General features: G+C 66.8%; 5 protein-coding genes. 3 read left to right on the forward strand and 2 right to left on the reverse strand.

Annotated elements, in window-relative coordinates; translation table 11 throughout:
- Positions 1 to 184: 184 nt before the first annotated feature.
- Positions 185 to 940, reverse strand: coding sequence for a recombinase family protein (locus tag E1287_RS40865; protein WP_243719789.1), 756 nt, complete (start codon positions 938 to 940; stop codon positions 185 to 187).
- A 640-nt stretch (positions 941 to 1580) separates the two neighbouring features.
- Positions 1581 to 1964 (reverse strand): hypothetical protein, encoded by a 384-nt coding sequence (locus E1287_RS40870; RefSeq protein WP_131971127.1) that lies wholly within the window; start codon positions 1962 to 1964, stop codon positions 1581 to 1583.
- 971 nt (positions 1965 to 2935) lie between these two features.
- Here E1287_RS40870 and E1287_RS40880 point away from each other — a divergent pair.
- The 3 genes from E1287_RS40880 to E1287_RS46515 all read left to right on the forward strand — a co-directional run bounded on the left by E1287_RS40880 (position 2936) and on the right by E1287_RS46515 (position 5856).
- Complete coding sequence (locus tag E1287_RS40880) at positions 2936 to 4060, forward strand: tyrosine-type recombinase/integrase (RefSeq protein ID WP_131971131.1); 1125 nt, start codon at positions 2936 to 2938, stop codon at positions 4058 to 4060.
- A 570-nt stretch (positions 4061 to 4630) separates the two neighbouring features.
- Complete coding sequence (locus E1287_RS40885; protein ID WP_131971133.1) at positions 4631 to 5215, forward strand: DUF2637 domain-containing protein; 585 nt, start codon at positions 4631 to 4633, stop codon at positions 5213 to 5215.
- Between the two features lie 389 nt (positions 5216 to 5604).
- Complete coding sequence (locus E1287_RS46515; RefSeq protein WP_279508657.1) at positions 5605 to 5856, forward strand: DUF2637 domain-containing protein; 252 nt, start codon at positions 5605 to 5607, stop codon at positions 5854 to 5856.
- Positions 5857 to 7095: the final 1239 nt, after the last annotated feature.

The raw sequence follows: 7095 nt of genomic DNA on the forward strand, positions 1-7095 counted from the left end.
GCCCGGGCAATCCCGCGCCCCCGCGCCCCCGGCCTCCGGTGCTCACGGTTGTGCCGTGTTCGCGGGTCCACATTCCTGGCGCGTGCCGTCCCGCGTGCCCTGGCGACAGTCGGGACGCCGCCGAAAACCCCCGCCTGACCGACCGGGACGGGCCCCGGCCGGGCCCGTCCTAGTTGCTTGATCGTTAGCGTGGCTCGGCCGGCGGGCCGTGAATGATGCGGTGGATGGTGGAGCGGCCGACGCTGTACTCGGTGGCCAGGTCGGCGAGGGAGACCTCGCCCTCGGCGTAGCGGCGGCGGATGGACCGCCGGGCCGGCGCGGGCAGTTTGGGCTGCTTGCCCTTGAGCTTGCCGTTCTTCTTGGCCAGCGCCATGCCCTCGCGGGTGCGCAGGTTCGCCTCGAACTCGGCGACCATCGCCAGGGTCTGCAGGAACAGCCGCCCGAACGGGTCGTTCCAGTCGTAGACCGACCCGCCCAACCCGAACAGCACGCCACGGTCGGACAGGTCGGTGAGGATCTGGTTGGCCTCGGCCATGTTGCGGGCGAACCGGTCGAACTTGGTCACGGTGAACACGCTGGCCGGCCATACCGCCGCCAGCGCCTGGTCCAGGCCGCCGCGGTTGCGGCGGGTAGTCCCGGAAAAGCCCCGGTCGATGTAGATCCGATCGGCCGGGACACCGAGACCGAGCAGCTGCTCGGTCTGGACGACGTCCTGCTCGTCGGTGGAGCAGCGGGCGTACCCGACCCGGACCGTGCCGGGAGCCGCGCCAGAAGCGGCGGCGTTGGCGGCGTTCCCGCCGTCCAGTGTTCCGGAAAGGGCCCCGTCACTGGGATAGTTCGCGGAACACCCTTTACGGAACACCTCGACCTGGGGCGCCGTCCCTGCCGGTGGATGTTCCGGCCGAGTAGGGCCGGGCGGCGAGCCTTCGCGTCCGGCCATGATCTAGCCAAGCGTGTTCTCCGGACTTGCCACTACCACCTGGACAGATCCGTCGAAAGTTTGCTCGAAGTCGGTACCGCCAGGACACACCAGGGCTTCAGGGGCTCAGATCCCGGATCTTCGTGGCCACCCCCCGTAGTCTTTTCGGTCAAGCCGACGCATTCCGCGGACACCAGATGCCGGTTCACGGACATGCGGAGCACCACCGAACTGCTGGACGCGGTGCACACGCTGTGGGTGCGTGCGGACAAGCCCGCGACGCGGACGTTGGAAAAGCGGGCGACCGCGAACGGCCGGTCGTTGTCGCGGACGGTCCTGTCGGAGGTGCGGCGCGGTCAGCGGATGCATACCAAGGAGATGCTGCTGGCGTTGGTGGAGGCATGCGGCGTCCCTGAAGAAGACCTGCACCCCTGGCAGCGAGCATGGGAACGGATCTCGCCGATCGATGAGCTCAAGGCACTGAAGGGTGACCAGGAGGCCAAAGAGGCCGAGCACTGGGCTCAGATCGAGAGCAGGCACGCCAGCACGGCGAGCAGATCGTGGCCGAGGCACAGCAACGGGCCAAGGCGGTCGTGGCAGAGGCCGAACAGCAAGCGTCACAGATCCTCGCCAAGGCCGACGAACGGCAGGAGGCAACCGTCTATGACGCCAGCCAGCAGGCCCTGACCATCCTGAACGACGCCTGCCAGAGGGCCGGCGACATTCCCGACAACGCGCTCAGCAGCAGGCCAACGACGCCACCACCGACGCCGACCGTAAGGCCACCGAGACAATCGACCAAGGTGGAAGTGGACGAATCACAAGCGTACGCACCATCCAGGTCGCCCAAAGCCAGGCCAACGACCTCCTCCGAGACGCTGAACACCGCGCTCAAACCAAGGCCAGTCAAATCATCGGCGAGGCCCGCGAGGTCGCCGAAGCCCTCCTGCAAGAAGCCCAGAAGGCCATAGCCATTCGCCTGCGCTCCTCCACCACCACACCCGACCGCGAAACATCGGCACCAACCCCGGCGTTCGAGCAGCATGGCACGATCTTGCCGCACCCGTTCACCACGAGGTCCGCTGAACCGGACCGCCCTGGCCGAGAGGGCAGGGTCACACCACGGCCGCCGCGTTGGACAACGCGCCACTGACAAGCGTGGCCGGTCCCCGTCGGGCGGCCATGAGCGCAGCCCTTCTGGTCCTATCGCCACCCTGGCAGTACTGACGCCTGCGGGCATTGCGCCGTATCGACGTGATCGGCGTGCGCAAATACAGAGGTAGGTGAACCCGACACCGGCCGAGCGGTCGTTCTTCACTCGGCGGCGGGTGATGACCTGGCTGCGGCCAGAGGCTCGGGATGACGGGGCGGAGCCTGCGCCTTGAGACATCGGGCGTTGGCGAAACACGCTCGATCGTCACCGGGTTCGGCCCAGGACCCGAGCGCCGGACTGGTCGGCCAGGCCGGGAAAGCCAGTGATCACCTCATAGTCGGGGTGCCGGCGGATGGCTCCCTGGCATGCGGTTCCCAGCTGGTCAACCGCGGCCCAGGCCACGGTCCTGCGTAGCCAGACCTCCCCGAGCAGTCTCAGGTCGTCCCCACCAGGACGCTGCAACTCCTGGGAAGACGGCGCCATCGCCTTCTACGCCGGGGTCTGGTGGGAGTACAGGTTCGCGCCCTCCATCGGAGGGTTCTGGTGGGTGCCGGTGGGTTGACGCGCCCGGCAGCACCTAGACCCAGCGGTTCGATGGACCTGCACCCCCCTGTCGAGGAGTCGTGGTTGCGCCGCAAGGCTGCGGCGCGGGATGTGCCGTGCACCTTTGTGGGCAAGCACCTGCGGTTCTCCCGCGCTGACTTGGAAGCGATCGTCGCGGCGGGAGCGCGGCCCACCCGATGGCGGCCGTCCCGGCGTTGACCAGGATCGACTTGAGCCCTTGCGGGCAGTCGAGCGTCCATGGCCCCTACCGGTGTCACCCACCCCGGTACCAGCAAACACGCAGGCGAGGGAGGAAGCTCATGGCATGGGTGGAAAAACGCGGCCCCTGGTTCCGGGTCCGCTACCGCTCCGCGGACGGAACCGTGCATACCAGCCCGGACAAGTACTCGAGCAGAACGGCCGCCACCGAGGCGGCCGAGGAGATGGAAACCGACGCGCGGCGCGGGCAGTTCATCGACCCCAACTCCGCGCGCACCGGGCTGCCCGAGTGGGCCCATACCTGGCGGCGATCCCATTCGGTGGCTCCCAGCACCCGCGCCAAGTATGACCACCACCTCGACGCCCACATCCTGCCCGCTTTCGGTGAGGTCGGCCTGGACACAATCCGCCGGCTGGCGGTCAAGCAGTGGGCGCAGGAATTGTCGGCGCGGTATGCGCCCAGCACCGTCAGCGGGATCGTCACCCTGCTGTCGATCGTCCTCACCGAAGCCGTCAACGAACGCATGATCGCCCACAACCCCATCCAGGGACTCAGACTCGGCCAGCTGGGCGCTGGCCACCATGACTATTCGAGCAAGGACCGTCCAATACCGACGGCCGGGCAGGTTCGGCAGATCTGTGAACGGGTCCGGCGGCTGGGCGGCCGGAACATGGAGATCATGGTGATCACTGCCGCGTGGACCGGGATGCGCTGGGGCGAGTTGGCCGGGCTCGCCCGCGGCAACTGCCGCACCGGCGACGGGTACCTCGTGATCGACCCCGACGTCGGGTCCCTGCATGAGGTCGGCGCCCGGCTGTGGCTCGGGCCGCCCAAGAGCCGGGCCGCCGCCCGACGGATCGATCTGCCGGCCTTCCTGGCCGAACTGCTGGAGGAAGTGATGGCCGGTCACGATCAGGACCAGGTCTTCGTGGCTTCCCGGGGTGGATGGCTGCGCCGGTCCCACTTCTGCCGCCGTGTCTGGCGTCCCGCCTGCGATGGCGGCCTCGACCCGGACAGCACGGAGCCGTCGATCCTGACCGGCGCGGTCTTTCACGGACTGCGGCACCACCACAAGACCATCCTGGACGAACTGGACTTGCCCGAAGTCATCAAGCACGAGCGGATGGGCCACAAGATGAAGGGCATCCAAGGCGTCTACAGCCACGTCACCGACGCCATGCGCAGGCGCTTGGTCACCCGGCTGCAACGCCGCTGGCGCGGCTGACACCTCACATGCTGGACAGCCCGATGCCGCCGTTTGGTGGCATCGGGCTGTCCCGCGCGGTCGGCCGGGGGCGGAGCCCGGGTACGTCGCGGCTCGCAGCACACCCAGGGCCAGCCCGCCCTGCCATCAGGGGACGCCCGCCCTGCCATCAGGGGACGGTTGCGTAGAGGCGGGCGCTGTCGGCTGGGCGCTGCTCCGGTGGTGGCAGCGGGCTGGAGGCCCCGGGAGCAGCGTGCTCCCGGGTGGCCACTACCCAGGGTCGTGTAGTCCAGACAGGGGGGCGGGAGCAGCGTGCTCCCGATATGCTCCCGATTTCGGGCCCAACTGCGTCAAAACGAAAGCGCCCAGGTCGGTGCTTGCGGCCTGACCTGGGGGTTTGTGGTGGGCGATACTGGGATTGAACCAGTGGCCTCTACCGTGTCAAGGTAGTCCGCGATCACACCTGACCTGCAGGACCACGTGAATGCGCAGGTCAGGGGCCTCGATAGGGCGCAGTTGAGCGAAGTTCGGCGACGTACAAGGAAGCTGCCGTCGCCCAAATATCGCCCAGCCCTGGTCGGGAGAGTGATCATGGTTTCTGGGGGACTCGCGGCCTTCTCCGGCAGGCCGCAGGCTGGTGAACGGCTGATCCGCTGGTGCACGACGGTCAGCGTGTTGGTGCTGGCCTGGATCGCGGCGGTGCTGTCCTACAAGCACATGTACGAGCTGGTTCTGCGGTACGGGGAGACGTCGTGGGGTGCGGCGCTGTTGCCGGTCTCGGTGGACGGGATGATCGTGGCGTCGTCGTTGACGCTGCTGGCCGACTCGCGGGCTGGCCGTCGTGGTGGTGTGCTGCCGTGGGCTTTGCTGCTGGCTGGGAGTGCGGCGAGCTTGGCGGCTAACGTTGCGGTGGCCGAACCGTCGGCGATCGGTCGCGTGATCGCGGCCTGGCCGAGTTGTGCGCTGATCGGGGCGTATGAGCTGCTGATGCGACAGGTCCGGCAAGCGTCGAACGGCAACCTTCCGGAGCCCGTACCCGAATCCTCTGAGCAGGTCTCAAGTCCCTCTGCGAATTCCTGCGAAGTTCCTACGACTCCTTATGCAGACCCGACCGGCGATGATCTGGCTTCCTCCGAGGAATCTACGAGCGTGGAGAACCTGTCGAAAGCCTGCTGATGGCGGCCAGAAGTACGGCGTAGAGGGCTTCGTAGTAACCGCTGATGTGGTCCGAGAGCCTAGTGCGGGTGAGGTGAGCGGTCTCTCTGTACAGCGGTAGACCGTTGGCCCGTCTGCAGCGCCAAGCATGGCAGTGGGCAGTGGCCCATCGCACGCGGGCCGGGGACCTGCCTGCAGGAAGGGAGATCGCCGAGCGCTTTGGGCGGTGCGAACGTTGGGGGCGCCTGGTCAAACAGACCGGGCTTGCAGGCGGTTTCGACCGGCACGCCAACGCGCAAGTGTGAGCCTCCTGCAGGGCACGCAAAACATGGGAACAGGCTCGACCAGGCTTCTCATCGTGGAGGAGCGGTTCTCCCTGCCCGGTAAGCCGCGGGGAAGGGGGAGCGGGCATGACTGAGGGCTGGAGCGATCGAGCGATTCGGTGGACGACCACCATCAGCGTAATCGTGCTGGCCGGGATCGCGGCAGTGCTGTCGTACAAGCACATGTACATGCTGGTTCGCGAGTACGGCGAGACCTCGTGGACGGCGGCGTTGTTGCCGGTTTCGCTGGACGGGATGATCGCGGTCTCTTCCATGACTTTGCTGGGCGACTCCCGGGGGGACGGCGCAGCGGTCTTCTGCCGTGGGTATTGCTGGTGATCGGAAGTGCGGCCAGCCTGGCGGCCAACGTGGCTGTGGCTGAGCCCTCGCTCGTGGGCAGGCTGATCGCCGCGTGGCCCTCGGCGGCGTTGATCGGCTCTTACGAGTTGTTGATGCGCCAGGTCCGTCACCGTGCTGGACCGACCACAGAGTCCCGTACTACGACCTCAGAGAGGATTCACGTCGACGTGGAGTCGACTCATGGTCCGATTGAGACATCACCCAGCACGCCACGCGCCGCGCTAGCACCTTCGGCTGGGCCTACCAGCAATCTCGCAGCCCGAGGCGAGAGCTCAGAGGCAGCTCGTGCGGATCGCGCCTTCGAACTCATACATTCCTCAGAGGAGCCACATCCTGTTGATGTGGCCGGCCGCGCACGCGCACGACGGTCGACGCAGCGCACGCGCGCTGGAAGGGATCTTGGTCTCCAACAGCGTGCGTGGCTCTGGGCGATGGATAACCGCACAGCGAAGGGAAATCTCCCGCCCGGGAGGTGATTGCAGATCAATTCGGGCGAAGTGAACGCTGGGGACGTCTGGTCAAGCAGGCTGGTCTTGCCGGACGTCTTGACGCGATTGCCTCCTGAGGCTTCCCCAAAGCTCGCCCGATGGGGGTTTGTGTCCGCGGGGCGACACGCACCGACGGCACATGGTCAACACATTCAGCGCTGGACGCGTCCCACCGCATTCCGGTTAGCGGATAGGCTGCAGTTAACTTTGTCGCAGTCAATTCGGACCACGATGTAATGGCTCATAAGTATCGTCTCCAGCGGTCTTCAGGGACGGAGGAGGTCAAGACTTGTCCAGTCCCTGTCGCACACACGGGCTCGAACCGGTACGGGTCCGCCAGAGGCTGGCGCTCGTCCTCCCCCGTGATCGGTCAACGTTGTACGGCGTGATGTCGAAGGGTGCTGGAGAGTGGGCCGGATGTTGTGCAAGGTGCGCGCGGAGATGATTGATCATGGTGTGAGGCCGATTTGTTGGGCGTGGTCGGTGAGTTTGCGGAGTCCTCGGTAGGCGGCGGTGCGGATGGCACCGGGTTCTTTGCCGAGGATGTGGCCGGCTTCGATTGTGCTGAAGCCGAGGACGCTGCGTAGGAGACGGCTTCGGCTTCGCTTCGGGGCAGGGTGGTGATGAGCCGTAAAGCGGTGTGCCAGGCGAGGCGGTTGAGGACGTCGGTTTCGATGTCGTGGTGGGTGGGGTGTTGGGTGAGTTCGTGGATGGGGATGTGGGTGTGGGG

The sequence above is a fragment of the Actinomadura sp. KC06 genome, from assembly GCF_004348735.1.
Taxonomy (GTDB): domain Bacteria; phylum Actinomycetota; class Actinomycetes; order Streptosporangiales; family Streptosporangiaceae; genus Spirillospora.